General features: G+C 59.5%; 26 protein-coding genes. 6 read left to right on the top strand and 20 right to left on the bottom strand.

Features of this window, described 5'->3' with window-relative positions; translation table 11 throughout:
* Positions 1-126: 126 nt before the first annotated feature.
* Both pgeF and rluD read right to left on the bottom strand, forming a co-directional pair.
* Positions 127-852: a peptidoglycan editing factor PgeF gene (gene pgeF / locus AABM55_RS03680; RefSeq protein WP_347928854.1), complete on the bottom strand. Its 726-nt coding sequence runs from the start codon at positions 850-852 to the stop codon at positions 127-129.
* A complete protein-coding gene (gene rluD, locus AABM55_RS03675; protein ID WP_054595530.1) occupies positions 849-1811 on the bottom strand; it encodes a 23S rRNA pseudouridine(1911/1915/1917) synthase RluD in 963 nt (320 codons plus the stop codon). Before rluD ends, pgeF begins: the two co-directional genes overlap by 4 nt.
* 152 nt (positions 1812-1963) lie before the next feature.
* On the opposite strand from rluD, the gene AABM55_RS03670 reads away from it, so the two are divergent.
* The 4 genes from AABM55_RS03670 to AABM55_RS03655 all read left to right on the top strand — a co-directional run bounded on the left by AABM55_RS03670 (position 1964) and on the right by AABM55_RS03655 (position 6260).
* Positions 1964-2980: an outer membrane protein assembly factor BamD gene (locus AABM55_RS03670; RefSeq protein WP_054595529.1), complete on the top strand. Its 1017-nt coding sequence runs from the start codon at positions 1964-1966 to the stop codon at positions 2978-2980.
* Between the two features lie 124 nt (positions 2981-3104).
* On the top strand, positions 3105-3338 hold the full coding sequence (locus AABM55_RS03665) for a PP0621 family protein (RefSeq protein WP_054595528.1): 234 nt from the start codon (positions 3105-3107) through the stop codon (positions 3336-3338).
* Positions 3328-4917 carry an ATP-binding protein gene (locus AABM55_RS03660; RefSeq protein ID WP_347928853.1) on the top strand — a complete coding sequence of 530 codons (1590 nt, stop codon included), beginning with the start codon at positions 3328-3330 and terminating at the stop codon, positions 4915-4917. The genes AABM55_RS03665 and AABM55_RS03660 overlap by 11 nt, the downstream gene beginning before the upstream one ends.
* Positions 4914-6260 (top strand): sigma-54 dependent transcriptional regulator, encoded by a 1347-nt coding sequence (locus AABM55_RS03655; protein WP_347928852.1) that lies wholly within the window; start codon positions 4914-4916, stop codon positions 6258-6260. Before AABM55_RS03660 ends, AABM55_RS03655 begins: the two co-directional genes overlap by 4 nt.
* Positions 6261-6312: 52 nt before the next feature.
* Here the strand turns inward: AABM55_RS03655 and thiO are convergent, their stop codons facing one another.
* Genes thiO through AABM55_RS03620 form a run of 7 tightly spaced genes read right to left on the bottom strand, consistent with a single transcriptional unit; the run spans position 6313 to position 13150 of the window.
* A complete protein-coding gene (gene thiO, locus AABM55_RS03650) occupies positions 6313-7413 on the bottom strand; it encodes a glycine oxidase ThiO (RefSeq protein ID WP_347928851.1) in 1101 nt (366 codons plus the stop codon).
* Positions 7414-7470: 57 nt separating this feature from the next.
* The gene (locus tag AABM55_RS03645; protein ID WP_054595524.1) at positions 7471-7872 is read right to left on the bottom strand and encodes a type IV pilin protein; all 402 of its coding nucleotides are present in this window, start codon (positions 7870-7872) and stop codon (positions 7471-7473) included.
* Positions 7873-7887: 15 nt separating this feature from the next.
* Positions 7888-11049 carry a PilC/PilY family type IV pilus protein gene (locus AABM55_RS03640; protein WP_347928850.1) on the bottom strand — a complete coding sequence of 1054 codons (3162 nt, stop codon included), beginning with the start codon at positions 11047-11049 and terminating at the stop codon, positions 7888-7890.
* Positions 11036-11515: a PilX N-terminal domain-containing pilus assembly protein gene (locus tag AABM55_RS03635; protein WP_347928849.1), complete on the bottom strand. Its 480-nt coding sequence runs from the start codon at positions 11513-11515 to the stop codon at positions 11036-11038. The genes AABM55_RS03640 and AABM55_RS03635 overlap by 14 nt, the downstream gene beginning before the upstream one ends.
* Positions 11516-11526: 11 nt before the next feature.
* A complete protein-coding gene (locus tag AABM55_RS03630) occupies positions 11527-12237 on the bottom strand; it encodes a prepilin-type N-terminal cleavage/methylation domain-containing protein (protein ID WP_347928848.1) in 711 nt (236 codons plus the stop codon).
* Entirely contained in the window at positions 12234-12680 is a 447-nt protein-coding gene (gene pilV, locus AABM55_RS03625; protein ID WP_347928847.1) for a type IV pilus modification protein PilV, read from the bottom strand. The genes AABM55_RS03630 and pilV overlap by 4 nt, the downstream gene beginning before the upstream one ends.
* Positions 12677-13150, bottom strand: coding sequence for a GspH/FimT family pseudopilin (locus AABM55_RS03620; RefSeq protein WP_054595520.1), 474 nt, complete (start codon positions 13148-13150; stop codon positions 12677-12679). Before AABM55_RS03620 ends, pilV begins: the two co-directional genes overlap by 4 nt.
* Positions 13151-13273: 123 nt before the next feature.
* On the opposite strand from AABM55_RS03620, the gene AABM55_RS03615 reads away from it, so the two are divergent.
* A complete protein-coding gene (locus AABM55_RS03615) occupies positions 13274-13822 on the top strand; it encodes a GspH/FimT family protein (RefSeq protein ID WP_054595519.1) in 549 nt (182 codons plus the stop codon).
* Here the strand turns inward: AABM55_RS03615 and ispH are convergent.
* The 6 genes from ispH to murJ all read right to left on the bottom strand — a co-directional run bounded on the left by ispH (position 13799) and on the right by murJ (position 21281).
* Complete coding sequence (gene ispH, locus AABM55_RS03610) at positions 13799-14746, bottom strand: 4-hydroxy-3-methylbut-2-enyl diphosphate reductase (RefSeq protein ID WP_347928846.1); 948 nt, start codon at positions 14744-14746, stop codon at positions 13799-13801. The two genes, AABM55_RS03615 and ispH, sit on opposite strands and share 24 nt — an antisense overlap.
* A 133-nt stretch (positions 14747-14879) precedes the next feature.
* Positions 14880-15317 carry an FKBP-type peptidyl-prolyl cis-trans isomerase gene (gene fkpB, locus AABM55_RS03605; protein WP_173860013.1) on the bottom strand — a complete coding sequence of 146 codons (438 nt, stop codon included), beginning with the start codon at positions 15315-15317 and terminating at the stop codon, positions 14880-14882.
* A gap of 7 nt (positions 15318-15324) precedes the next feature.
* On the bottom strand, positions 15325-15837 hold the full coding sequence (gene lspA, locus AABM55_RS03600) for a signal peptidase II (RefSeq protein WP_019691622.1): 513 nt from the start codon (positions 15835-15837) through the stop codon (positions 15325-15327).
* A complete protein-coding gene (gene ileS, locus AABM55_RS03595; protein WP_054595516.1) occupies positions 15830-18661 on the bottom strand; it encodes an isoleucine--tRNA ligase in 2832 nt (943 codons plus the stop codon). Before ileS ends, lspA begins: the two co-directional genes overlap by 8 nt.
* Before the next feature lie 13 nt (positions 18662-18674).
* On the bottom strand, positions 18675-19613 hold the full coding sequence (gene ribF, locus AABM55_RS03590) for a bifunctional riboflavin kinase/FAD synthetase (RefSeq protein WP_347928845.1): 939 nt from the start codon (positions 19611-19613) through the stop codon (positions 18675-18677).
* A gap of 129 nt (positions 19614-19742) precedes the next feature.
* A complete protein-coding gene (gene murJ, locus AABM55_RS03585) occupies positions 19743-21281 on the bottom strand; it encodes a murein biosynthesis integral membrane protein MurJ (protein ID WP_347928844.1) in 1539 nt (512 codons plus the stop codon).
* Between the two features lie 251 nt (positions 21282-21532).
* On the opposite strand from murJ, the gene rpsT reads away from it, so the two are divergent.
* On the top strand, positions 21533-21811 hold the full coding sequence (gene rpsT / locus AABM55_RS03580) for a 30S ribosomal protein S20 (protein WP_003185593.1): 279 nt from the start codon (positions 21533-21535) through the stop codon (positions 21809-21811).
* Between the two features lie 120 nt (positions 21812-21931).
* Here rpsT and AABM55_RS03575 read toward each other — a convergent pair whose 3' ends face one another.
* The 5 genes from AABM55_RS03575 to rplU all read right to left on the bottom strand — a co-directional run bounded on the left by AABM55_RS03575 (position 21932) and on the right by rplU (position 25676).
* Positions 21932-22396, bottom strand: coding sequence for a CreA family protein (locus AABM55_RS03575; RefSeq protein ID WP_019691618.1), 465 nt, complete (start codon positions 22394-22396; stop codon positions 21932-21934).
* A gap of 11 nt (positions 22397-22407) precedes the next feature.
* Entirely contained in the window at positions 22408-23526 is a 1119-nt protein-coding gene (proB, locus tag AABM55_RS03570) for a glutamate 5-kinase (protein ID WP_054595513.1), read from the bottom strand.
* A gap of 123 nt (positions 23527-23649) precedes the next feature.
* Positions 23650-24873, bottom strand: a complete 1224-nt coding sequence (gene cgtA, locus AABM55_RS03565) for an Obg family GTPase CgtA (RefSeq protein WP_019691616.1) — start codon at positions 24871-24873, stop codon at positions 23650-23652.
* Between the two features lie 195 nt (positions 24874-25068).
* A complete protein-coding gene (gene rpmA / locus AABM55_RS03560; RefSeq protein WP_003176049.1) occupies positions 25069-25326 on the bottom strand; it encodes a 50S ribosomal protein L27 in 258 nt (85 codons plus the stop codon).
* 35 nt (positions 25327-25361) lie between these two features.
* A complete protein-coding gene (rplU, locus tag AABM55_RS03555; protein ID WP_003176051.1) occupies positions 25362-25676 on the bottom strand; it encodes a 50S ribosomal protein L21 in 315 nt (104 codons plus the stop codon).
* Positions 25677-25836: the final 160 nt, after the last annotated feature.

Below are 25836 nucleotides of genomic sequence, written 5' to 3'. Positions count from 1 at the left end.
TCACCTTCCTTTGAGCAGGCCGGAGCGATGGACACACCTAAATAGAGAAACCTGCCAGATACCCCACTAGATGCGGTCAATTCTGGAAGATTCAAGCAGCGTTTGATTGACGCAGATCAGATAAGTCTAGCGTTCGAGCCAGACCAGGGAAGCAAACCGACCGGTGCGCGGACTGCGGCGGTAAGAGAAGAAGCGTGGATCGGTCACGGTGCAGAAGCCGCCACCGTAAACAGCAGTAACACCGCAGGCTGCCAGGCGCAGGCGCGCCAGCGTATAGATGTCGGCCATGAACTTGCCGGCGTTATGGCTCGGGACGAAGGCCTGATCGGTTTCCGCGAGTTGCCGGACAAAGGCTTCGCGAACTTCCGGGCCGACTTCGAACGCTTTCGGACCAATGGCCGGGCCGAGCCAGACCAGCACCTCGGCAGGGTCTACGGCCAGGCTTTCGACGGTGGCCTCCAGCACACCCGCCGCCAGACCGCGCCAACCGGCGTGAGCGGCAGCGACACGGGTGCCAGCGCGATCACAGAACAACGCTGGCAGGCAGTCCGCCGTCATTGCCGTACAGGCGATGCCCGGCGTGGCCGTCCAGCTGGCATCGGCCGTCGCCACTGCAGTCGGGTCGGCATAGGCCACGGTAACCCCGTGAACCTGTTGCAACCAGGCCGGTTGAATAGAGAAATGATCGGTGAGGCGACGGCGGTTCTCGGCAACCGCTTCAGGGTTGTCGTCGACGTGATCGCCCAGATTGAGGCTGTCGAACGGCGCCAGACTGACGCCGCCCGCCCGGGTGGTGACGCAGGCTTTTACCCCGGCCGGCGCGGGCCAGTCAGGAATCAGCCAGTCATTCATCCGATGAACGCCTCACGGTCTTGCTTGAGCAGCGACAGCAACCAGACGAAATCGTCCGGCAATGGCGACTCCCAGCTCATGCGCTTACCGGTGGTCGGATGATCCAGTTCCAGGAAACGCGCATGCAGCGCCTGACGCGGGAAATGTTTCAGCGATTCAACCATGGTCACACTGGCTGCCGGCGGAATACGGAAGCGACCGCCGTAGGCAGGATCTCCGACCAACGGGAAGTTGATGTGGGCCATGTGCACGCGAATCTGGTGCGTACGACCGGTTTCCAGCTTGACCCGCACGTGAGTGTGGGAGCGGAAACGCTCGAGCACGCGGTAATGACTGACCGCCTGCTTGCCACCTTCCATCACCGCCATGCGCTGGCGTTGCTGGCCGTGACGACCGATCGGCGCGTTGATCTTGCCGCCGGCAGTGACCACGCCGATCACGATGCATTCGTAGATCCGGCTGACGCTGCGGCTCTGCAACTGCGTAACCAGCTGCGTCTGCGCCTGAATGGTCTTGGCCACCACCATCAGACCGGTGGTGTCCTTGTCCAGACGGTGCACGATACCGGCGCGCGGCACATTGATGATGTCCGGCACGTGGTGCAGCAAGGCGTTGAGCAAGGTGCCGTCGGCGTGACCGGCGGCAGGATGCACCACCAGGCCCGCAGGCTTGTTGATCACCAGGATGTCGTCATCTTCATAGACGATGTCCAGCTCGATGTCTTGAGCGATCCATTCGCCCTGAGCTTCCTGCTCGGCAGTGAGTTCAAGAATGGCGCCGCCGTGGACGATGTCTCGCGGGCGGATAACCGCTCCATCCACAGTCAGGCGGCCGTCTTTGATCCAGGCGGAAAGGCGCGAGCGCGAGTGCTCAGCGAATAATTGTGCGGCGACTTGATCGAGGCGTTGGCCGCCCAGTTCGGACGGCACCTCTGCGCGAAGTTCAATTTTATCGGACATGCTCAGACTAGGCGTCGGCTACAGCCTTTGGTTTCGGCTGCGCGCTTGTGGTTAAATACGGCGTCTTTTGCCCCGAGGCTTTTCAACGGGGCACTCATCATAACAGGACGGCCCCGCCCAAGACAGCGGCCGTCATAGGGACGCAAGCCGCCATGCAAGTGAAACACCTGCTGCTGATCGCCATCCTCGCATTGACCGCTGCTTGCTCATCGAAGGAAGTCGTCGACGAAAACCTGAGCGAGGTCGAGCTGTACCAGCAGGCCCAGCACGATCTGGATAACAATAGCTATACCAGCGCCACCGCCAAGCTGAAGGCTCTGGAATCGCGTTATCCGTTCGGCCGCTATGCTGATCAGGCTCAACTCGAACTGATTTATGCGAACTACAAGAACGCCGAGCCGGAGGCTGCCAAGTCTGCCGCCGAGCGTTTTATCCGCCTGCACCCGCAGCACCCGAACGTCGACTATGCGTACTACCTCAAGGGCCTGACCTCCTTTGACCAGGACGTCGGCCTGCTGGCGCGCTTCCTGCCGCTGGACATGACCAAGCGTGACCCGGGCGCCGCACGTGACTCCTACAACGAGTTCGCCCAGCTCACCAGCCGTTACCCGAACAGCCGCTACGCGCCAGACGCCAAGCAGCGCATGATTTATCTGCGCAACCTGCTGGCGTCCTACGAAATTCACGTAGCCGACTACTACCTGACCCGTCAGGCGTACGTTGCAGCGGCCAACCGTGGTCGTTATGTAGTGGAAAACTTCCAGGAAACCCCTTCGGTCGGTGACGGCCTGGCGGTGATGGTCGAGTCCTACCAGCGCCTGCACCTGGACGAACTGGCCAACACCAGCCTCGAAACCCTGAAGCTCAACTACCCGAACCACCCGACCCTGGTCGACGGTCAGTTCGTACCACGCGTTGCCGAAGCCGACAACCGTTCGTGGCTGAGCAAGGCCACTCTGGGCCTGATCGAGTCCCGCCCACCGCTGCCGCCGGGCGAAACCCGCGCCAACCAGGACGTGATGAAGCAGTTCCAGGATGCCAAGGACGCGATCCCTGCCGAGCTCAAGCCTAAAGAAGGCGATGCGGTTGAAGAACAGCCGCACGAGGCCGAAGGCAAAAGCAGCGACCGCTCATGGTTCAGCCGCCTGACCTTCGGTGTGTTCGACTGACACCTTGGGGCACCAAAAAGGGAGACTTTCGAGTCTCCCTTTTTTATGCCCGCGTTTTATTGCGCTGTGCGCTTCTCCAGTCCTTGGCTAAACTGCCGGATTATTCATTGCAAAGCGGTTCATCATGCTTCGTTTACTGTTCTGGATTGCCCTGATTGCTGCAGCAGTATGGTTCTGGCGCAAGTTCAAGCGCCCAGACGAAACCTCCCATACGTCCAGCGAACTCGATGCACCGCCCATGGTTCGCTGCGCCCATTGCGGCGTACACCTGCCACGCGACCGCGCGCTGAGCCTTCAACAACAGTGGTATTGCAGCCAGGCTCACCTCGAGCAAGGCCCGAGTTCACGTGATCGCTGAGATCTCGAGCCCTGGCGACAAACAGGCCCAGCGACTGCTGCGCCTCTATCATCTCTACCGTTTAAGCATCGGCCTCCTACTGGTGCTGTTGATCTCCAGCAACATGGACAACCAGTTGCTGGAGTTCACCAACGACGACCTGCTGCGCAATGGCAGTTGGTTGTACCTGATTCTGAATATCCTGCTGGTGGTATTTGCGGGAAACCCCAGACAACCCGCACAGATCTTCGGCCTCACGCTGGTTGATATCCTGCTGTTATCAGCGCTGTTCTATGCCGCAGGTGGCGTCCCCAGCGCCATCGGCAATCTGCTGATCGTGTCCGTGGCGATCGGCAATACACTGCTGCGCCGGCGCATCGGCCTGCTGCTCGCGGCAGTCGCCGCCATCGGTATCATTTCCCTGACTTTCTCCCTGAGCGGCAGCCACCCGACTGGCGCCAATCACTACTTGCAAGCCGGCACCCTGGGCGCCCTGTGCTTTGCCGCAGCCTTGCTGGTGCAAGGCCTGACCCGACAACTGGAGGTCAGCGAGAGTCTGGCCCAGCAGCGCGCCAGCGAAGTGGTCAGCCTGGAAGCGCTCAATGCGCTGATCCTGCAACGCATGCGCACCGGCATCCTGGTACTCGACAGTGAGCGCCGGGTTCAGTTGGCCAATCACAGCGCCTTGAGTCTGTTTGGCCAGACACACCTCGACGGCCAACTCATCGACGATTATTCGACAGCCTTGGTCGAGCGCCTGCAACTCTGGCTCAACAACCCGACCTTGCGCCCACAAAGCCTGAAAGTCGCCCGCACTGGCCTGGAACTGCAACCGAGCTTCATCGCGCTGGGCCTGAACGAACAACGCCAGACCCTGGTATTTCTCGAAGACCTTGCCCAGGTCGCGCAACAAGCCCAGCAACTCAAGCTTGCAGCATTGGGGCGGCTGACCGCAGGCATTGCCCATGAAATTCGCAACCCATTGGGTGCCATCAGCCACGCGGCGCAGTTGCTGAACGAGTCTGAGGAACTGATCGGCGCCGACCGGCGTCTGACGCAGATTATTCAGGACCATTCTCAACGCATGAACCGAGTGATAGAAAACGTCCTGCAGCTTTCACGGCGCCAGCAAGTCGTACCGCAACGGCTCGACTTGAAGCAGTGGCTGGAGCAGTTCGTGTGCACGGTGCGCGAAGGAGCAACGGATCGCCAACAGATTCATCTGAACGCCGGTCCAGGCCCCTTCACCACCTTGATAGACCCAGACCAACTGACTCAGGTGCTCGATAACCTGTTGCGCAATGCCTGGCGCCACAGCGCCCTTGCGCATGAACAGGCCGAAGTCTGGCTCACGCTGTTTATCGACCCCGACAGTCAGCTTCCAACCCTGGATGTGCTGGACAATGGCCCCGGCGTTTCAGCGGAGCAGCAAGCGCATTTGTTCGAACCGTTCTTCACCACCAGTAGCCAGGGTACTGGCCTGGGTCTCTATCTGTCCCGTGAGCTGTGCGAAAGCAACCAGGCCCGCCTAGACTTCAAACCACGCCAAGGCGGCGCCTGCTTTCGCATCACCTTTGCTCACGGACGGAAACAAAGTTGAAGACAAGCCCACGGCAAAAAGTCCTGATCGTCGATGACGAACCGGATATTCGCGAACTTCTGGAAATCACCCTCGGCCGAATGAAACTCGATACGCTGAGCGCGCGTAATGTCGGCGAAGCGCGGTCGTTGCTGGCCCAGGAGCGGTTCGACCTGTGCCTGACCGATATGCGGTTGCCCGACGGTACCGGCCTGGAGCTGGTGCAGCACATTCAGCTGACCCATCCCTACGTGCCTGTGGCGATGATCACCGCTTATGGCAGCCTTGATACCGCCATCAACGCGCTGAAAGCCGGTGCCTTCGACTTCCTGACCAAACCGGTGAACCTCACCCGACTGCGCGAGCTGGTGGTCAGCGCCCTGCGCTTGCCGGTCGCGGGCGACGCTGCCAGTGCCATCGATCGCCGGCTGCTCGGCGACTCAGTGCCCATGCGCAACCTGCGCACACAAATTGACAAACTGGCGCGCAGCCAGGCACCGGTGTACATCAGCGGCGAATCCGGCAGTGGAAAGGAGCTGGTCGCCCGACTGATTCATGAACAAGGTCCACGCAGCGGCCAGCCATTTGTGCCGGTCAACTGCGGGGCAATTCCGTCCGAATTGATGGAAAGCGAGTTTTTCGGTCATCGCAAAGGCAGTTTCAGCGGCGCCATCGAAGACAAACCCGGGCTGTTCCAGGCGGCTAACGGTGGGACGTTGTTTCTCGATGAAGTGGCCGACTTGCCGCTGGCGATGCAGGTCAAGTTGCTGCGCGCGATTCAGGAGAAGGCGGTACGCAGCATCGGCGGACAGCAGGAAGCCATCATTAATGTGCGAATACTCTGTGCGACCCACAGGGATCTGGACGCCGAAGTGGCCGCTGGGCGCTTTCGGCAGGATTTGTACTATCGGCTGAATGTCATCGAGTTGCGCGTCCCGCCGCTACGCGAGCGCCGTGACGACATCGAGCTGCTGGCCAGTCATGTACTCAAGCGTCTCGCGGCAGTCAGCGGCTTGCCGGCCGCCCATCTCCAGCCGCAAGCCCTCGATGCACTCAAGCACTACCGTTTTCCGGGTAACGTCCGCGAGTTGGAGAACATGCTCGAACGCGCGTACACCCTGTGCGAAAACAAGCAGATCGAAGCCAGCGACCTGCGCCTGACTGATGGCAATTGCAGCGCCGACACCGGATTGCCGGACCTGACGAAAATCGACAACCTTGAGCAGTATCTGGAGAACGTCGAACGCAAACTGATTCTCCAGGCGCTCGAAGAAACCCGCTGGAACCGCACAGCGGCGGCCCAACGGCTGAACCTGTCGTTTCGGTCAATGCGTTACCGACTGAAAAAGCTGGGGCTGGACTGAGGCCGTTTTATATAGACGACCCTCGCCACAGGCTGTGCTTTTGCCTGAAGGACTAGATCCGCCCGGCCGGCGCATAAGGCGCCGGATCGATAACCGGTTCGCGCCCCAGCATTACATCCGCAAACAACTGGCACGACGCCGGCGCCAGCACCAACCCGTTGCGGTAATGCCCGCAATTGAGCCATAACCCGGAAAATCCGGGCACTGCGCCAATGTACGGAATCCCTTCCGGCGAACCCGGCCGCAGCCCCGCCCAATGCCCGACCACTTCGGCCTCGGCCAGCGCCGGAATCAGCTCGACCGCCGAGGCCTTGAGGCTTTCCAGCGCGGACTCGGTCGGTGTCTTGTCGAACCCTTCATGTTCCAGCGTACTGCCGATCAGGATATGCCCGTCTCGGCGCGGAATGGCGTAACGGCCCTTGGCCAGAATCATGCTCGACAGGAAGTCAGACGCGCACTTGTAGAGAATCATCTGCCCCTTGACCGGCTCGACCGGCAGATCCAGGCCCAGGGTTTTCAGTAAATCACCGCTCCAGGCGCCAGCGGTCAGTACTACCTGATCGCCATGGATCGAGCCTTTTGAAGTCTCGACGCCCACTACCGCATCGCCTTCACGGATGAACGCGCTGACCTCGCACTGTTCATGAATGGTCACGTTGGGCAGCGCCAGCAAGGCTGCCTTGAGCGACTTCACCAGTCGCGGGTTACGCACATTAGCGACATCGGCCATGTAGATTGCCCGCGAGAACCCCTGCCCCAATACCGGCACGGCATCGTGAGCAGCCGAAATATCCACAGGGCTCAGCGGACGATTTTCGCGTTTTGCCCAGGCCAGCGCCTCAGCCTCGTCATCCAGATCCAGCCAGTACAGGCCCGTGGTGTGCACCTCGGGATCGACCCCGGTGCTCGTAAACAGACGTTCAGCCAGTTGTGGATAAAAATCCTGGGACCAGTGGGCCAATGCCGTGACCGCCGGGCTGTAGCGCCACGGGTACAGCGGCGAAACGATGCCGCCACCGGCCCACGAAGATTCCTGCCCCACGTTCGAGCGATCCAGCAGGACCACGCTCTGCACGTGCGACGCCAGATTAAACGCGGTCAGCAGGCCGATCACCCCACCGCCGACAATCACCACTTGCTGTTGCTTGGCCATCATCTGATCCAACGATAAAAAAGACAGGGGGCGCCAAACGCGCCCGAGGAAAGTTACTCAGCGACCCCAGCAATCCTTGGTGGTCAGCCCGGTCGTCGCATTGTTCATGCCTCTGACGCCGGTGTTGCTGAGGGTGAAATCCCCACATTTGTCACTGGCCATCGTTGACCCGGCCTTGCGCACGGCGGTGAGCAAGAAGGTCTGATCGGTCAGTGTCGGGGTAATGGTGTAGTAGTCATTGCCGGCACTCAGCCCGGTAGCGTTGCTGTACACATTGTTTTTCGAATAGAACCGTTCAAGGTTTTGTGCCTGCTCGGACAGCAGCCCGGCAATTTCGGTGCGATGGCTTCGCTTCACGTACTCGGTAAGGAGTGGAGCGGAAATGGTCACCACAATCCCGATGATCGCAATCACGATCATAATTTCGATCAGGGTAAAACCTTGGTTGGATCTGCGCATTGCCTCAACTCTCACTTACTGTATTTGTCGCCACATGATTCGACGGCTACCACCGCCGGATTTTTCAACCAGAGTGGTGATGCCACCACTGGAGTCGTTCACGATCTTGCGGGTTGCACTGTTGACGATCGCATTCAGCGTCGGAATACCACCGGTAAAAATCACCCCGCTGGAGATCGTGTCGTTCGTGTCGACCAGGCCATCGCCATTGGTGTCGAGCACCGCATAGTTGAGCATCTTACCGCTGAACGCATCGAGTTCGACCAGTTTGCCGTTGCCAAAGCTTGAACAGGGGTCCGTGGTGTCGATGCTGGCCGTGGTAAATACAATTCGCCCGAGCACCAGGGCCGCCTGGTTGATCACCCGCTCACCGGTCAGGGCATTGTTGTACACCAGCGGCAAGTACCAGCCGTTCTGCGCCGGATAGGTCACGGGGTTCTGTGAGGTAGTGATGAACTGCCCCCCGGCGGTCCCCGTGAAAACCCCGGTCACAGCCTGCGCCTGCAAGCTCGACACGCTGATCTGCCCCGAACCTCCATCGGCATCCCACACCCCATAAAACGCTTGCTGGTCCTTGCTGAGCTTGTCAGCAGTCTCGTTGAATTTCCCGGTACCGAAAAACACCTCCTTGCCGTTGATCGGATGGTCCGCCAGCAACGGTTGCGCAGTAATCGGCTGCGTCGCGCCGCCCGGTGCAGTGAATAGCGGCTTACCGGAAAAGGCCACGCCCCAGCTGGCGGGGTTCGAGCTGCTCAAGTCGAACTTCCACATCCGGCCTTTCAAATCACCGCCATAGGCCGCCTGCACAATGCTTTGCGAGTCGACCTTGAGCTTGACCGATGACAGGCCATTGGTGGTTTCGGTGCTGTCGATAACGATTTTCCTGATCAGCGAACCATCGCGAATATCCACCACGTACAGCGCGGCAACACCCGAATTGCTGCCGTAGCCATTGGAGATGAAGGCCGCCCAGCGACCATCGGCCAAGCGTGCCACTTCCGGCCGTGCGTAGGCATAACCCAGATCATTGAAAGCGTTCGCAGTGTTGGCGGTGGTCGGCGCGCTGATTTCCCACAAGGCGTTGGTCACGTTCCCCGCCGTCCCATCAAACAGCTGCACGGCGTAAAAGGTCTTGCCGCCCGCCCCCACACCACCCAGGGCCAGGGTTTTCCAGGCGTTGTTGAGTTGGGCATCGAATACACCGACCTGGCCATCGTTGAGGAACTTGTGGCTGGTGCCATTGATGTAGGCGGTATCGGCGATGAAATGCAGCGACGACAGCACGCTGGAAGGCATGTAGCCGTAGAGCCGTGCACCGTTGCCGGCGTTGATGACATTGACGAAGCCATCGTTGGCATTCACCACCAGGCTGGTGTTCATGTTCGCGGCTTTGCTGGTCAGGAACGCGCTGTAACTGGTGCTGCCGGCCAGGTCCGAAGCAGTTTTGTCAGTGGGCGATGCCAGCGCCAATGGCGAGTTGATGATGTCCCCCAGCAGCACGCTACGCACCTTCAAGCCGGTTTTATTGGTGCCCTTGCTCCACTCCACCAGATCGCTGCCGCTGATACCGGTCGGCAAGTTCTGGCCGAGGCTGGTTTGCTGGGTGCTGGAAAAGTTGCCGTAGGCCAGGGTAACCGCGGCGTTGGTTGTGGTGTTCCAGGACTGATAAGTCGGCGCCGTCGCGCCGGGAACAATGGCTGTGTCGGTGGTCCACAGCACAGAAGTGGTGTCCACGGCTCCGCTTGAGGTGAAGCCAAAGGCCTTGATCGTGCCACGCCAGTCCTTGGGGTCGTAGCCGGTCTGAAAATAGCTGGAGCCACTGGTCAGCGTGTTGCTGCTGGCGACGCCGCTGCCACCCGAGCCAGCCTTGGTGGAGATGTTGCTCAAGGCTGCCGATAGCGCGGTGTTGAGGCTGGCGCTGTCGGTTGCCTGATAGTACTTGCCCTGCCCGTAACGGGCGGCATCCGCCAACATCTGATTGGCGGTCGCGAACCCCACCGTGTAGGTGTTCAGGTTCTGCTTGGGGAAGTCCGGGGAACTCCAGCTTTTGCCCGCCAGATCGGTACCAGTGGAGCGCATGTCGATGTCGAACGCGAATTTGGCGATGTCGTCCAGGTACAGGGTGTCACCCTCGTCATCGCCGTTTAGGTCGTTACCGTCATTGTTGATCCCGTCCCAGTTGGGCAGCCGGGTGCCACCGAGTGGATCGTCGTTCGGAAAACTCCGGTCGTACGTCGGCAGACCATCGGTGATGACCACCCCGTAGTTCTTCTGGCAGCGGTACTGGATCGGACTGGTGTAGGTGGCTGGCCCGGAGTTGTAGTACGGCGTCATGCCGCGAAAATAGCGGGTGATTTCGTAGTAGGTTTCTGCCAGTGGTGTATTGGATATCGCGCTCAGGGCGCCGACAGAAGAGATCAGCGCGTTGTAGTTGGCGTCCGCCTGGGCCTGGGTCACGCTGCCGCTGACCACCGTCAGATCACTGATGTCGTTGACGATGTAACCGCCATTACCGGCATTATTGTTGCCGAGACCACTGCCAGCGCCGTTGCCATGATTACCATCACTGTTGCCATGGGTATTCGGCGAGTTATAGGTTGCCAGACCGAAACGCAGCCCGCGATTACTGGTGATCAGCGCCGTGGCTACGTTGCGCGCCACGTTGATTCGGTAGTCATTGGGTATCGAGCCGTCGGTGAAGTCGCGATTGTTGCCGTTGGCCAGGCTCACCAGGTAGGAAATGTAGTTGTCGGAATAACGGGTATTGCCGCTGCCCACCGGGTCAGGGAGCTTGAGGCACAGTGGCGTCAGGCTGTTTTTGTAGAACGCGTAGTAACCGCTGGAACATCCCGACTGGGGCAAACTGGACAACAGGATCGGATCGCCAACGATAGCCGAGCCACTAAAGCACAAGCCAAAGAGCGCGTTACATTGCTGGGCCGGAGTTCGTGAAACGGTCGGGGCAAACCCCGAGGCATAGATGATGCTGTTCATGCTCCCCGAATCATCAAGCAGCAGTAGTACGTTTGGCGCGACTGCCGACGCGCCGAGCAGTGGTGAATCCGATGGCGTGAAGGCATACGCCGGTGCGGCCAGATAAAGCCCCAGCAGCCAGCCGCAGACTAACTGCGTCAACCAACGGCGCGGCTCCCGACGACGAGCCTCAGTATTTCGCATAGATGCTCTCCACCACACTGCGCGAAGTACCCGCCAACCCGACGGCCGTGACCCGATAGAGCGTCGCCGAAGTGTTGCTCGGGATATTCACGGCGCTCAACGTAGTGCCCAGGTTCTGCACACCGTAAAAGCCGCTGCCGGCAGCGATCCAGGTCACCCCGGAGGTGGCGTTGAAGCCAGCAGCCGTGATCACTGAAGATTCGGCCGGCGGGGCACATTGGGTGGTGTTGGCGCAGGCCGCCAGGGTGTATGCGCTCAGTTGTACGGCGCTTTCACCGATCCGCAACGCTGCCTCTGCGCCCTGGAAAGATTGATTGCGCAGCGTCACGCTGCCGGCCATTTTTTCCTGGAGCGTGGCGTTCTGCATCGACGAGATACCAATCAGCGTCAACAGCAGCAGAAACACCAGGCTCATCAGCAGTGCCATGCCGCGTTGGGCGCGTGCCTTGAGGGGAGGACGGATCATCGGCATCGCCCCTACATCAACCGGTTGCGCAAAGCGGCAACCACGTTGAAAGTCTGATTGCGCACGCGGTTGTTGGGATCCGTCAGGGTCAGGGTCAAACGCACACTGCGGATTCGCGTCGGGTCGGTCGGATTGCTGCTGTAACTCGACGCGGCAACATCGGTGGCGCTGGTGGCCATGCCGAAGGTCACGTTGAAAGCACTGACGTTGTTCACCAGTACCGCCGATGCACCGCCGGTGCCAGAGGTCATCAGGATCTGGCCATTGCTCAGGCTATAGGCCAACCGTCGGATCGGAAACGCCAGTTGCCCGGCTGCGGGGGTGTGCGCCCCTGAGTAGGCCGTTGCGCTGGTTCGGCAGTCAGACACCACAGTCCAGGTAGGCACGCCACCGTTGCCGCCGACATCCGACGTCACCAGGGTCAGTTTGAGCGCGGTGTTGTCCCAACTGATGGGGGTGATCTGGTTGGCATTGAAGTCGCCGGCCGAGCTCGCGTCGGTAATCGTCCCCAGGCAACCGAACATCCCGACCATGCGAATTTCCTGAATCATTTTGCTCAGGACAAACCGCGCATCCTCCTGCATCCCGGCAGAAGTGCTCTGGCTGATGTAGGTGCTTTTCGCCGATATAAAAATCTGCGCCACGCCGAGCACCACGATCAGGCTGATCGCCATGGCGATCATCAGCTCGATCAGACCAAACCCTCGGGAAGAACGATTCATGGCGTCGTCACTGGATCGACGGTGGCACGACTGCTCAGGACAAAGCTGCGAGTCGAAGTAGCGGCGGCTGCCCGCGAGTCATCCCAGGTAATGGTGATGGTATACACCCGCTGGTTCAGGGTAATGCTGCCCGTAGCGGTCGGGCCGCCGAAGCTGATGATATTGGTGGTGAAGTCATACAGGTCCTGATCCCGGGTGACATTCAAATTGCCCGAGGTCGGCGGCGTGACGGTGTAGTCGGCCGCAGAATTGGCGCGAATACGGTCCATCATGTCGTAGGCGATAAAGCTCGCCTGGCTGCTCATGAGCGAGCTGTCGGTGTACTTCAGCGCATTCAACTGAGTCGCCGCCGCGCCCAATAGCCCTACGCTCAGAATCAACAGCGCAACCAACACTTCGATCAGTGTCATGCCGTCCTGTGCACGCGATCCCGCTCCTGTCATCCGCAACTTCCACCCAAGACAATCCGTCCGTTTAGACACACGCTGAGCGTCCGGCTCTGCGCCCCTGATACGTAATTGAACAGCACTGCCGTGGCCGGCGCCGACAGCCCACCCAAGTTGTTGAAATCGATGCTGGTCACTCCAGAGGTTAGCGTCAGAGTGGCGCCGCTGCTCATCGCCGGAATAACCCGCAATACATTCGCCGGTGAACCGGTGCTGTCGTACACCGTCAACTCCCCGGTCCAGACGCTGCCGCCGGCTGTTGGCCGGATGCGCGTGGTGATGCCCCGGTCGATCGCCTCCAGGCGGGCGTAATTGAGTCCTCGCTGCAAATCACTGATTTCGGTATCGGCCTTGGCGTTCTGTATTGAACTGTTGAACGCCGGTACCGCCAGGGTGAGCAGAATCGCCATGACCGCAAGGATCACCAGCAATTCGACCAGCGTGAAACCTTTTGTACGATGATTCATCGCTGCCCTCCGCTGCCAACGACTACACCTAGCTGTATCAAGCTAGAACATTCAACCGGTAGCCGCAGGGTTGTTTTGACATTCGTTGCACAACCCAACGCCCTCTCCAGGGAAGGAGATGCCATGCATCAGAAGGGTTTCGGTCTGATAGAACTGCTTATCGGACTGGCAATCGCAGCGATCGTTCTGCACCAGGTCAGTCCGGTGCTCAGCGAGTACACGCAATCAGTGAGTCGCGAGACCGCGGCGCAAACACTCGCCAGCGGCATGCGCAACGCCCGCACCGAGGCCATCCTGCGCAATCAGACCCTTGTCATCCACGCGTTGAACGACGATTGGGGTCAAGGCTGGCGAATCATTCTGGACATTAGTGGCGAGGGGCATCAGGACAGCAGCAACCCGCTGTTGCTCGAGCGCCAGACAAGCGTCGGGGTGCCGATTGTGGGCAATCGGCCGGTGAGGAGTTTTGTACGGTTCAGCGGTCTGGGCGAGCCGCAGTTGCCCAGCGGTGCCTTTCAGGCCGGGACGTTGCACATCTGCGCGGACCGCGAGCCGGTCAGTCATCACCAGGTGGTGCTGTCCAGAAGCGGCCGCGTCAGCCTGCGCAGCGACAAGGCCGAGCAGGCCTTGTGTGCGGGAGGTGAGGAATCAGAGCAGGGAGCGAACGCGTAGCTCTTTGGGCATGGAGAAGGTGATGTTCTCCTCGCGACCGGCCAGTTCATCGGCACCGATCGCGCCCCAGGCCTGCAGTTGCTCGATAACGCCACGAACCAGCACTTCCGGTGCCGAGGCCCCGGCGGTGATGCCGATACGTTCGACGCCATCGAACCAGCTACGCTGCATGTCTTCGGCACCGTCGATCAGGTACGCCGGGGTAGACATGCGCTCAGCCAGCTCGCGCAAGCGGTTGGAGTTGGAGCTGTTCGGGCTGCCGACCACCAGCACCACGTCACATTCGTCAGCCAGTTGCTTGACGGCGTCCTGACGGTTTTGCGTGGCGTAGCAGATGTCGTCCTTGCGTGGGCCGCCAATGGCCGGGAAGCGAGTGCGCAAGGCATCGATCACACGGCTGGTGTCGTCCATCGACAAGGTGGTCTGAGTGACGAAGGCGAGTGTTTCAGGATTGCGCACATTCAACGCGGCAACGTCCTTTTCGTCTTCGACGAGGTAGATCGCACCACCGTTGCTGGCGTCGTACTGGCCCATGGTGCCTTCGACTTCCGGGTGACCGGCGTGGCCGATCAGAATGCACTCACGACCGTCGCGGCTGTAGCGCGCCACTTCGATGTGCACTTTGGTCACCAATGGGCAAGTCGCATCGAAGACCTTCAGGCCACGGCCTGCAGCTTCGGTACGAACGGCCTGGGAAACCCCATGGGCGCTGAAAATCACGATGACGTCGTCCGGCACCTGATCCAGTTCTTCAACGAAGATTGCCCCGCGTGCGCGCAGGTCTTCAACGACGAATTTGTTGTGGACCACTTCGTGGCGCACATAGATTGGCGGCCCGAAGACTTCCAGGGCGCGGTTGACGATTTCGATCGCCCGGTCCACGCCGGCGCAGAAGCCACGGGGGTTGGCGAGTTTGATTTGCATGCTGTGCCTCGTGTCTTGCGCGCAAGAAATTAGATCATTTGTAGGAGCTGAGCTTGCTCGCGATGACTGATTGTCAGTCAACATCAATGTTGAATGTCAGGCCCTCATCGCCAGCACGCTCAGCTCCTACAGGTTACAGCGCTTTGACGTTGATGATTTCTACGTCAAAGGTCAATGTCTTGCCAGCCAGCGGGTGGTTGAAGTCGATGGTCACCTGAGCGTCATCGAATGCCTTGACCACACCGGGCAGCTCAGTATTCGCCGCATCGTTGAAGATCACCAGCAGGCCTTCGGACAGTTCCATATCCTGGAACTGCGAACGCGGGATGATCTGCACGTTTTGCGGGTTGGGCTGGCCAAAGGCGTTTTCTGGCTGAATCGTCAGATTACGCTTGTCACCCGCCTTGAAGCCAAACAGCGCAGCTTCGAAACCTGGCAGCAGGTTGCCGTCGCCGACCTTGAAGGTCGCCGGGGCTTTGTCGAAGGTACTGTCGACGGTGTCGCCGTTCTCCAGGCGCAATGCAAAGTGCAAAGTGACTTCCGTGTTCTGGCCGATGCGTTGCTCAGCCAATACCTGTTCAGTCATGAACGGCTTCTCCGGTCTTCTTGCTTTTGAACATATCCAGCGCGAGCATCACGGCCCCGACGCTGATGGCGCTGTCGGCAAAGTTGAACGCCGGGAAATACCAGCGGTTCTGCCAATGCACCAGAATGAAATCGATCACATGGCCCAGGGCAATGCGGTCGTACAGGTTGCCCAGCGCGCCGCCGAGCACCAGTGCCAGCGCAATCGCCAGCCAGGTGTCGTTGCGCCCCAGACGCTTGAGCCAGACCACCAGCACCGCACTGACCACGACCGCGATCAGGGCAAACAACCAGCGCTGCCAGCCGGAGCTGTCAGCCAGGAAACTGAAGGCCGCGCCTGTGTTGTAGGCCAGGGTCCAGCTGAAGTAATCAGGGATCACCACGATTTGCTGGTACATGGTCAGCGAGCTTTCGAAGTGGAACTTGCTGGCCTGGTCAATGACCAGAACCAGCACGCTCAACCAGAGCCAGCTCAGCCGTCCGAAACGGCTAGCAGCATTAGGCATAGTGACGAACCTCGCCAGCGCCGCTGATGTTGTCGACGCAACGACCGCAGATTTCCGGATGCTCGGGGTTCACGCCAACGTCTTCACGGCAGTGCCAGCAACGGGCGCACTTGGCGAAGCTCGACTTGACCACTTTGAGTTTCAGACCGCTGACTTCGGTTTCAACCGCGTCGGCCGGCGCTTGCACGAACGGTGCAATGCTCGCGGTCGAGGTGATCAGCACGAAGCGCAGTTCGTTGCTCAGCTTGGCCAGGTCGGCGCTCAGCGCCTCTTCGGCGAACAGCGTCACTTCGGCTTGCAGGTTACCGCCCACGGCCTTGGCCGCGCGCTGGATTTCCATTTCCTTGTTGACCGCGACCTTGACCGCCATGATCCGCTCCCAGTAGGCGCGGTCCAGTTCGAAGCCTTCCGGCAACTCGCTGAGGCCTTCGTACCAGGTGTTGAGCATGACCGATTCATTGCGCTCGCCCGGCAGGTATTGCCACAGCTCATCAGCGGTGAACGCGAGGATCGGCGCGATCCAGCGCACCAGCGCTTCGGAGATGTGGAACAGCGCAGTTTGCGCCGAACGGCGGGCCTTGCTGTTGGCGCCAGTGGTGTACTGACGGTCCTTGATGATGTCGAGGTAGAAACCGCCCAGCTCCTGCACGCAGAAGTTGTGCACCTTGGAGTAGACGTTCCAGAAACGGTATTCACCGTAGTGCTCTTGCAGCTCGCGTTGCAGCAGCAAGGTACGGTCCACGGCCCAACGATCCAGCGCGAGCATTTCTTCTGCCGGCAGGATGTCGGTGGCCGGATTGAAACCGGTCAGGTTGGAAAGCAGGAAGCGCGCGGTGTTACGGATCCGCCGGTAGGCGTCCGCACTGCGTTGCAGGATCTGGTCGGAAACCGCCATTTCACCCGAATAATCGGTCGAAGCGACCCACAGGCGCATGATATCGGCGCCCAGGGTGTCGTTGACTTTCTGCGGCGCGATCACGTTGCCCAGGGACTTGGACATCTTGCGACCGGCTTCGTCGACGGTGAAACCGTGGGTCAGCAGTTCGCGGTACGGCGCATGGTTGTCGATGGCGCAACCGGTCAACAGCGACGAGTGGAACCAGCCGCGGTGTTGGTCGGAACCTTCCAGGTACAGGTCGGCACGCGGACCGTTCTCGTGGCCCATCGGGTGCGAACCGCGCAGGACGTGCCAGTGCGTGGTGCCCGAATCGAACCAGACGTCGAGGGTGTCGCTGATCTTGTCGTACTGCGGCGCTTCGTCACCGAGCAACTCGGCTGCGTCCATCTTGAACCAGGCTTCGATGCCCTCGACTTCGACGCGCTGGGCGACCTCTTCCATCAGCTCGACGGTACGTGGGTGCAGTTCGCCGCTTTCCTTGTGCAGGAAGAACGGGATCGGCACGCCCCAGTTGCGCTGACGGGAGATGCACCAGTCCGGACGGTTGGCGATCATCGAATGCAGGCGCGCCTGGCCCCAGGCCGGTACGAATTTGGTGTCTTCGATGGCTTTGATCGCGCGTTTGCGCAAGGTGTCGCCCGTTGCCGGCTGTTTGTCCATGCCGATGAACCACTGCGCCGTAGCGCGGTAGATCAGCGGGGTCTTGTGACGCCAGCAGTGCATGTAGCTGTGTTCGATGATGCTGGTGTGCAGCAGCGCACCGACTTCCGTCAGCTTGTCGACGATAGCCGGGTTGGCCTTCCAGATGAACTGGCCGCCGAAAAACTCCAGCGACGGCACGTAAACGCCGTTGCTTTGCACCGGATTGAGGATGTCGTCGTTGACCATGCCGTAAGCTTTGCAGGTCACGAAGTCGTCTACACCGTAGGCCGGCGAGGAGTGAACCACGCCAGTGCCGGCGCCCAGTTCGACGTACTCGGCCAGGTAAACCGGCGACAGGCGATCGTAGAACGGGTGACGGAAGTTGATCAGTTCCAGCGCCGCACCAGTGGCGGTGGCGATGACCGAGCCTTCGAGGTTGTAGCGAGCCAGGCACGACTCGACCAGCTCTTCAGCCAGCACCAGCAATTTGTCGCCGACGTCGACCAGGGCGTAGTTGAACTCTGGGTGAACGTTCAGCGCCTGGTTGGCCGGGATGGTCCACGGGGTGGTGGTCCAGATCACGATCGAAGCCGGTTTGCCCAACGATGGCAGGCCGAAGGCGGCAGCCAGTTTGGCTTCGTCGGCAATCGGGAAGGCGACGTCGATGGTCGAGGACTTTTTGTTCTCGTATTCAACTTCGGCTTCAGCCAGGGCCGAACCGCAGTCGAAGCACCAGTTCACAGGCTTGAGGCCCTTGAACACGAAACCACCCTTGACGATTTCCGCCAAGGCGCGGATTTCGCCGGCCTCGTTCTTGAAATCCATGGTCTTGTACGGGTTGGCGAAGTCACCCAGCACACCCAGGCGGATGAACTCGGACTTCTGGCCTTCGATCTGTTCGGTGGCGTAGGCACGGCACAGCTCACGGGTTTTATCCGCCGTGAGGTTCTTGCCGTGGGTCACTTCGACTTTGTGCTCAATCGGCAGACCGTGGCAGTCCCAGCCCGGAACATAAGGCGCATCGAAACCCGAAAGGGTCTTCGAGCGGATGATCATGTCCTTGAGAATCTTGTTGAGCGCATGACCGATATGAATGGTGCCGTTGGCGTACGGAGGACCGTCGTGCAGAACGAACTTCGGACGATCCTTACCAATCTCACGCAACTTCTGGTACAGGCCAATGCTGTCCCAGCGCTGCAGAATCTGCGGTTCGCGCTGAGGCAGGCCGGCCTTCATTGGGAAGGCGGTGTCCGGAAGGTTTAGCGTGGCTTTATAGTCGGTCATTTAAGGCTCTTCATTAGCGATTGGCGCTAGGTGCGGCTAGGGCACGGGCGGCGGCGACATCCGCATTGATCGCCGTCTTAAGCGCCTCCAGAGAGGCGAAACGCTGCTCTTCGCGCAGCTTGTGGTGGAAAACCACCGTCAAACGCCGGTCATACAGATCGCCGGCAAAATCTAGAATATGGACTTCAAGGTGGGCTTTGCCATCACCTTCAACCGTTGGCCGAACACCAATATTGGCGACGCCCGGCCAGGTCTTGCCGTCGACTTCGACGCTCACCAGGTAAACCCCGGTCAGCGGTACACGACGACGCTTGAGTTGCACGTTGGCGGTTGGCGTACCCAATTGGCGCGCCAGCTTCTGCCCGTGCAGGACCCGCCCGGCAATCCCGTACGGATGACCGAGCAAGCGCTCGGCCAAGGTAAAATCAGCGGCGGCCAAGGCATTACGCACTTGCGTGCTGCTGACACGCAACCCGTCCAGTTCAACGGTCTGCGCCGCTTCGACGGTGAACCCCTGGACGGCCCCGGCCTGTAGCAGGAAATCGAAATCCCCTACCCGGTCACAGCCGAAACGGAAGTCGTCACCGACCTCCAGATGCTGCACACCCAGGCCATCGACCAGAATGGTGTCAACGAACTCGGCAGCGCTGAGCTTGCTCAAACGATGATTGAAAGCCAGGCACAGAACCCGGTCAACACCCTCGGCGGCCAGCAACTGCAGCTTGTCGCGCAAGCGCGCCAGACGGGCTGGAGCCGTGTCCGGGGCGAAAAACTCACGCGGCTGCGGCTCGAAAATCACCACGCAGCTGGGTACACCCAACTCGAGCGCACGCTCACGCAGTCGGGCCAGGATAGCCTGGTGACCACGGTGAACACCGTCAAAGTTGCCAATAGTGGCGACACAGCCCCGATGCTGGGGGCGCAAATTGTGGAGGCCTCGAACCAGCTGCATAACGCGCTTCTTGCTCATAAAGTGGTCGATTATAACCACACCCGGCGGCCGACAACAGGCAACACCGTAACCCAAAGTGATCGAACCGACAAAACTGGCGCCCGACCCGCGATTATTGATGCCGCGTCTTCAGTTCAACGCCTTGCGATTGAAGTCCCGCAGACGGAAGCCCATCAACGCCAACATACCGAAATAGGTCACCACACCAGCACCGACCAAAGCCCCCAGACGCAGGAAGCGCCCCGGCATGTGCCCTTCGCCCCAGGCCGGCATGAAATGCATCGCCCCCAGCAGAACCACGGACATCACCGTCACCGCAACCACCAGTTTGAGCCCGAACAGGCCCCAGCCTGGCTGTGGCTGATACATCTTCTGTTTGCGCAACTGATAGAACAATAAACCGGCGTTGATACATGCACCCAAGCTAATGGCCAAGGCCAGCCCTGCGTGTTTCAACGGGCCGATCAAGGCCAGGTTGAACAGCTGAGTGACGACCAGCGTGAAAATCGCGATTTTTACCGGTGTGCGAATGTTTTGTTGCGCATAGAACCCCGGCGCCAGCACTTTAATCACGATAATCCCGAGCAAACCGACCGAGTAGGCAATCAGGGCGCGCTGGGTCATCGAGGCATCAAATGCGCTGAATTGACCGTACTGGAACAGCGAAACGGTCAGCGGCTCCGCCAGAATCCCCAGCGCCAGCGAGCACGGCAGCACCAGCACGAAGCACAGGCGCAGACCCCAATCGAGAATACGCGAGTATTCGTGGCGATCCTTGCTGGCGTAGGTTTTGGCCAGCGTCGGCAGCAAAATCGTGCCCAATGCCACACCGAGAACGCCGGATGGCAATTCCATCAGGCGGTCGGCGTAATACATCCAGGACACCGAACCCGCCACCAGAAACGAGGCAAAAATGGTGTTGATGATCAGCGAAATCTGGCTGACCGAGACCCCGAGGATCGCTGGCAGCATCTGTTTCATCACCCGCCAGACACCGGTATCGCGCAGATTAAGGCGCGGCAACACCAGCATGCCGATTTTTTTCAGGTGCGGCAGTTGATAGAGCAATTGCGCCAGGCCACCGACCAGCACGGCCCAGCCCAGGGCCATTACCGGCGGATCGAAGTACGGCGTCAGGAACAATGCGAAGACGATCATGCTGACGTTGAGCAGCGTCGGCACGAAGGCCGGCACCGAAAAACGGTTCCAGGTATTGAGGATCGCCCCGGCCAGCGAGGACAGCGAGATCAGCAATATATAAGGAAAGGTCACTCGTAACAGGCTGGAGGTCAGCTGGAATTTTTCCGGCGTATTGGTAAACCCCGGGGCCGTTGCCCAGATGACCCAGGGCGCCGCGACCATCCCCAGAATCGTGACCAGCGCCAGTACCAGCGTGAGCAAGCCCGACACGTAAGCGATGAAAGTTCGTGTCGCCTCCTCGCCCTGCTGACTTTTGTATTCCGCCAGGATCGGCACAAAGGCCTGGGAAAACGCCCCCTCGGCGAAGATTCGCCGCAACAGATTGGGCAGTTTGAAGGCGATAAAGAAGGCGTCTGTGGCCATCCCGGCGCCAAATATGCGTGCGACGAGCGTGTCACGGACGAACCCCAGAACCCGGGAAAGCATCGTGATAGAGCTGACGGCGGCCAACGATTTAAGCAGGTTCATTGAAGAGTTTTTGCCTGTCGATAAACAGCAGGCGAACAAACCGCCCACTTATGCGATACTCCGCGCCGCAACAGCACAGAGCCAAAGCTCGCGAGTTTACAGGTCAAGCGCCGGAAATAAATATCCCGCCTCTTTAGATCGACCACTCAGCGGAACGCATCACCCGCCCTTGACAAGACTTCAACTCATCGGCATGATTCGCGGCCTATTTTGTTTGCTATTTCCTAAAAAGTCTTTCGAGGAGCTCGACGGTGGCCAACACACCTTCCGCCAAAAAACGTGCAAAACAGGCTGAGAAGCGTCGCAGCCACAACGCCAGCCTGCGTTCCATGGTTCGTACCTACATCAAGAATGTAGTTAAAGCCATCGACGCAAAAGACGCTGAAAAAGCGCAAGCCGCTTACGTTCTGGCTGTGCCAGTTATCGACCGTATGGCCGATAAAGGCATCATCCACAAGAACAAAGCTGCTCGCCATAAGAGCCGCCTGAATGGCCACGTCAAGGCTCTGAACGTTGCCGCTGCTGCCTAAGCGACACGCTCATTAAAAAACCGACCCCAGGGTCGGTTTTTTATTGCCTGCGATTTAGCGAATGCAGTGCAAAAAAAGTGGGCGCGAGCCCGCTCGCTCCCACACTGGATTTGCATCAGATTACTGAGCGTGCGCCCACGGCAAAATCGGAATCGCGGTCACGGCATTCTGCGGACTACCTTCGATCAGGCGATCGCTGTAGACCAGGTACACCAGGGTGTTGCGCTTCTTGTCGAGGAAACGCACCACCTGCATGGTCTTGAACACCAGCGATGTGCGCTCCTTGAACACCTCTTCGCCATCCTTGAGCTCACCCTTGAAGCTGATCGGGCCGACCTGACGACAAGCAATGGACGCTTCCGACCGATCCTCGGCCAACCCCAGACCACCCTTCACACCACCCGTCTTGGCTCGCGACAGGTAGCAGGTCACGCCATCGACCTTCGGATCATCAAATGCCTCGACGACAATGCGGTCATTCGGCCCGACAAATTTGAACACGGTCGATACTTGACCGATTTCTTCAGCCGAAGCCAGCAGCGGCATCGCCAACAGCAACCCCAACAATCCTTTTGCCATGCGCATTCGCGTTTTCCTTAAACCAGAATCAGGTTATCGCGGTGAACCAGCTCCGGTTCCGCCATGTAACCCAGCAAACCGACAATCGCCTCAGACGATTGACCGATGATTTTTTGCGCCTCAAGCGCACTGTAGTTGGCCAAACCACGAGCAATCTCACGACCGTCCGGCGCCACGCACACCACCATTTCACCGCGACGGAAGCTGCCCTGAACCAGCTTGACGCCAACCGGCAGCAGACTTTTATTACCCCGAGACAACGCCGTGACCGCCCCCTCATCCAGCACCAGCGTGCCGCGAGTCTGCAAGTGCCCGGCCAGCCACTGCTTGCGCGCCGCCAGCAGGCCGCGCTCAGGCGACAGCAAGGTGCCGATGCGCTCGCCCGCCTTCAGACGATCCAGCACACGCTCAAGACGCCCGCCCACGATGATCGTGTGAGCCCCCGAACGCGCCGCCAGACGCGCCGCGCGCAACTTGGTCTGCATACCGCCACGACCCAACGCACCGCCAGTGCCGCCCGCGACCGCGTCCAGCGCCGGATCATCGGCGCGCGCTTCGTAAATCAGCTTGGCATCAGGGTTGTTGCGCGGATCGGCGTCGAACATGCCGTCACGATCAGTGAGGATCACCAACAGGTCAGCCTCGACCAGGTTGGCCACCAGCGCCGCCAGCGTATCGTTGTCACCGAAACGGATTTCGTCGGTGACCACCGTATCGTTCTCGTTGATCACCGGAATGACCTTGAGATCGACCAGCGCACGCAAGGTGCTGCGGGCGTTGAGGTAACGCTTGCGATCAGACAAGTCATCGTGAGTCAGGAGAATCTGCGCCGTGTGCCGGCCATGCTCGGCAAAGCTCGACTCCCAGGCCTGCACCAACCCCATCTGACCGATGGCGGCAGCCGCCTGCAACTCGTGCATCGCACTGGGTCGTGCGGTCCAGCCAAGGCGACTCATACCTGCCGCCACCGCCCCCGAGGACACCAGCACCAGCTCGACACCCGCCTCATGCAGCGCGACCATCTGCTCAACCCAGACGCTCATTGCTGCGCGATCCAGACCCTTGCCGTCAGCCGTCAGCAAAGCGCTGCCGATCTTCACGACCCAACGCTGCGCACCTGTCACCTTGCTCCGCATCATCTTCAACCTTAGCTTGAGGACAGCGCGACCCAGCGCTGCCCGTAACGTTATTCGTGACTACCGATTTCCAGATACCAAAACGCCGCTCGATAGAGCGGCGCTTAAGTTTACTGCAACGAATCAGTCGCGCACGTAAATGATTTCCGGACCATCTTCATCATCCACATCTTCTTCATCCCAGTCATCGTCACCGATGTCATGGACCGACTTCACGCCGCTGCGGCGCAGGGCACGCTGGTCATCCAGCGCCTGCAACTGGGCACGGGCTTCGTCTTCGATGCGCTGATCGAGATCGGCCAGCTCTTCCTTGTAGACCGGGTCGTTAGCCAGACGATCGGCACGATCTTCCAGGTAACGCATGATGTCGCGCGTCAGGCGCTCGGTGCCTTCTTTGGCAATGGCCGAGATCACGTAGACCGGACCGGTCCACTCCAGACGATCAACGATTTCCTTGACCCGCTCTTCGTGCTCTTCTTCAAGGATCTGGTCGCACTTGTTCAGCACCAGCCATCGATCACGCTCTGCCAGCGAAGGGCTGAACTTGGTCAGCTCGCTGACAATGACTTCAGCCGCGTCCGGAGCACTGGTGTCATCCAGCGGCGCCATGTCGACGAGGTGCAGCAACAGGCGAGTACGCGACAAGTGCTTGAGGAAGCGAATCCCCAGGCCCGCGCCATCGGACGCACCTTCGATCAGACCCGGAATGTCGGCAATGACGAAGCTCTTCCAGCGATCGACGCTGACCACGCCGAGGTTTGGCACCAGCGTGGTGAACGGATAATCGGCAACTTTCGGCTTGGCCGCCGAGACCGAACGGATAAAGGTACTTTTGCCGGCATTCGGCAAGCCCAGCAGACCCACGTCGGCCAACACCTTCATTTCCAGCTTGAGATCACGCTGCTCGCCCGGCTTGCCTGGCGTAGTCTGGCGCGGTGCGCGGTTGGTACTGGATTTGAAACGGGTGTTACCCAGACCGTGCCAGCCGCCATGCGCCACCAACAGACGCTGACCAGCCTTGGTCAGGTCGCCAATGACTTCTTGCGTAGCAGAGTCAATGACCGTGGTGCCGACCGGAACCCGCAGGACCAGCTCCTCACCTTTTTTACCGGTGCAGTCAGTGCTGCCGCCGTTGGCGCCACGCTCGGCATCGAAGTGCCGGGTGTAACGGTAGTCGACCAGGGTGTTGAGGTTTTCGTCGGCGATCATGTAGACCGAGCCGCCGTCACCACCGTCACCGCCGTTAGGACCGCCGTTTTCGATGAATTTTTCCCGACGGAAACTCATGCAGCCATTGCCGCCGTCGCCAGCTTTTACTCGAATCGATACTTCATCAACAAACTTCATAACAAAACGCCTCTCGCCATACGGACGAGCCGAAAAACACTAAGACATAAGACTCTTGCAAAAATGAGCGCAGCGACCTCAATCAACGACCGCATAATCCAGCGCCGGCAGCCCATACAAACAGTTTTGCAAGAGACTCACCCCACAAACGAAAAAGCCCCGTCGCAAGACAGGGCTTTTCCAGCGATCGCGCAATTAAGCCGCGACAACGCTCACGTAACGGCGGTTGAACGCGCCTTTTACTTCAAACTTGATCACGCCTTCGATTTTCGCGAAGAGGGTGTGATCTTTACCCATGCCAACACCGTAACCGGCGTGGAATTGGGTGCCGCGCTGACGCACGATGATGTTGCCCGGAATGATTTTCTGGCCGCCATACATCTTCACGCCAAGGCGTTTGGCTTCTGAGTCGCGACCGTTACGGGTACTACCACCAGCTTTTTTGTGTGCCATGAGTTCAATTCTCCTAGTGAGGAATTAGGCTGAAATTAAGCCTGAATACCGGTGATTTTGATCTCGGTGTACCACTGGCGGTGGCCCATACGCTTCATGTGGTGCTTACGACGACGGAACTTGATGATGCGGACTTTATCGTGACGACCTTGGGAGATCACTTCAGCCACAACGGTAGCGCCAGCAACAACTGGAGCGCCGATATTCACGTCATCGCCATTGGCGACCAACAGAACGCGATCAAAAGTTACGGATTCGCCGGTAGCGATTTCCAGTTTCTCGATCTTCAGGTATTCACCTGGGGCGACCTTGTATTGCTTGCCACCAGTAACGATTACTGCGTACGACATGGTATTTCTCCGATAATCCTGCTCACCCAGCTCTTTATAAGAAGAGGTATTGGCTGGCATGGCTGCATGGGATGGAACGACCCAAATGCAATTGCGTAAGGCAGGTGCTGCCCAGGAAGTTCAGGGTGCGCGATTGTACGCAAGCCACGAGCGCGTTGCA

The sequence above is a fragment of the Pseudomonas helvetica genome (assembly GCF_039908645.1).
Taxonomy (GTDB): Bacteria; Pseudomonadota; Gammaproteobacteria; order Pseudomonadales; family Pseudomonadaceae; genus Aquipseudomonas; species Aquipseudomonas helvetica.
Note: the sequence above shows the minus strand (reverse complement) of the source record. Positions and strands in the feature narration are given on the sequence as shown.

What these genes read in the sequence shown, in the direction of transcription:
- thiO (WP_347928851.1), bottom strand. Translation starts at nt 7,413, where the DNA reads ATGGCCAAGCAACAGCAAGTGGTGATTGTCGGCGGTGGGGTGATCGGC.
- AABM55_RS03620 (WP_054595520.1), bottom strand. Translation starts at nt 13,150, where the DNA reads ATGAATCATCGTACAAAAGGTTTCACGCTGGTCGAATTGCTGGTGATC.
- AABM55_RS03615 (WP_054595519.1), top strand. Translation starts at nt 13,274, where the DNA reads ATGCATCAGAAGGGTTTCGGTCTGATAGAACTGCTTATCGGACTGGCA.
- cgtA (WP_019691616.1), bottom strand. Translation starts at nt 24,873, where the DNA reads ATGAAGTTTGTTGATGAAGTATCGATTCGAGTAAAAGCTGGCGACGGC.
- AABM55_RS03670 (WP_054595529.1), top strand. Translation starts at nt 1,964, where the DNA reads ATGCAAGTGAAACACCTGCTGCTGATCGCCATCCTCGCATTGACCGCT.
- lspA (WP_019691622.1), bottom strand. Translation starts at nt 15,837, where the DNA reads ATGCCTAATGCTGCTAGCCGTTTCGGACGGCTGAGCTGGCTCTGGTTG.
- murJ (WP_347928844.1), bottom strand. Translation starts at nt 21,281, where the DNA reads ATGAACCTGCTTAAATCGTTGGCCGCCGTCAGCTCTATCACGATGCTT.
- rluD (WP_054595530.1), bottom strand. Translation starts at nt 1,811, where the DNA reads ATGTCCGATAAAATTGAACTTCGCGCAGAGGTGCCGTCCGAACTGGGC.
- AABM55_RS03630 (WP_347928848.1), bottom strand. Translation starts at nt 12,237, where the DNA reads ATGAATCGTTCTTCCCGAGGGTTTGGTCTGATCGAGCTGATGATCGCC.
- AABM55_RS03645 (WP_054595524.1), bottom strand. Translation starts at nt 7,872, where the DNA reads ATGCGCAGATCCAACCAAGGTTTTACCCTGATCGAAATTATGATCGTG.
- AABM55_RS03665 (WP_054595528.1), top strand. Translation starts at nt 3,105, where the DNA reads ATGCTTCGTTTACTGTTCTGGATTGCCCTGATTGCTGCAGCAGTATGG.
- pgeF (WP_347928854.1), bottom strand. Translation starts at nt 852, where the DNA reads ATGAATGACTGGCTGATTCCTGACTGGCCCGCGCCGGCCGGGGTAAAA.
- proB (WP_054595513.1), bottom strand. Translation starts at nt 23,526, where the DNA reads ATGCGGAGCAAGGTGACAGGTGCGCAGCGTTGGGTCGTGAAGATCGGC.
- AABM55_RS03640 (WP_347928850.1), bottom strand. Translation starts at nt 11,049, where the DNA reads ATGCGAAATACTGAGGCTCGTCGTCGGGAGCCGCGCCGTTGGTTGACG.
- AABM55_RS03635 (WP_347928849.1), bottom strand. Translation starts at nt 11,515, where the DNA reads ATGATCCGTCCTCCCCTCAAGGCACGCGCCCAACGCGGCATGGCACTG.
- ileS (WP_054595516.1), bottom strand. Translation starts at nt 18,661, where the DNA reads ATGACCGACTATAAAGCCACGCTAAACCTTCCGGACACCGCCTTCCCA.
- pilV (WP_347928847.1), bottom strand. Translation starts at nt 12,680, where the DNA reads ATGACAGGAGCGGGATCGCGTGCACAGGACGGCATGACACTGATCGAA.
- rplU (WP_003176051.1), bottom strand. Translation starts at nt 25,676, where the DNA reads ATGTCGTACGCAGTAATCGTTACTGGTGGCAAGCAATACAAGGTCGCC.
- rpmA (WP_003176049.1), bottom strand. Translation starts at nt 25,326, where the DNA reads ATGGCACACAAAAAAGCTGGTGGTAGTACCCGTAACGGTCGCGACTCA.
- ribF (WP_347928845.1), bottom strand. Translation starts at nt 19,613, where the DNA reads ATGCAGCTGGTTCGAGGCCTCCACAATTTGCGCCCCCAGCATCGGGGC.
- AABM55_RS03575 (WP_019691618.1), bottom strand. Translation starts at nt 22,396, where the DNA reads ATGCGCATGGCAAAAGGATTGTTGGGGTTGCTGTTGGCGATGCCGCTG.
- ispH (WP_347928846.1), bottom strand. Translation starts at nt 14,746, where the DNA reads ATGCAAATCAAACTCGCCAACCCCCGTGGCTTCTGCGCCGGCGTGGAC.